This window comes from Commensalibacter sp. W6292M3 (assembly GCF_016101315.1).
Taxonomy (GTDB): Bacteria; Pseudomonadota; Alphaproteobacteria; order Acetobacterales; family Acetobacteraceae; genus Commensalibacter; species Commensalibacter melissae.
In genome coordinates this window covers 1-341 of the sequence record NZ_JACFQT010000015.1, presented here as the reverse complement: position 1 = coordinate 341, position 341 = coordinate 1, and the positions used below count along the sequence as shown (strand labels likewise).

Sequence of the window (341 nt, the reverse complement as noted above, 5' to 3'; positions counted from 1 at the left end):
CATTCTGTTTCAATGCCGTCAGGCCACCCGCTGTCGCGTCAAGGGACATGTTGTCGCCAGAGGTCGCAATACCCGCCAGTGCTCCTGATCCCCCAACTATCACGTTCTGCGTCATGCCCGCAATCAGCTTGTTTAAATCATTCGTCTCATCATATGTCGGATTCTTTTGATTAGAATTACTTTGCTGTACCTTATTAGATTGTAATTTACTGCCTATACCTGAGACATTTCCTCTTTCTTTTGTTGAAACACCATTATTATTAGGTTTGAGAGGATTTTCCACTGGTGGAGCTATTTTGTCAGCAATTACCTGACCGATATTTGGCAGCTCTGTATTGACA

At 43.7% G+C, this 341-nt stretch carries 1 protein-coding gene; it reads right to left on the bottom strand.

All coding sequences use genetic code 11. The features are described 5' to 3' along the window. A partial coding sequence (locus tag H3T57_RS09060) for a hypothetical protein (protein ID WP_198194187.1) occupies positions 1–341 on the bottom strand: 341 nt, incomplete at both ends.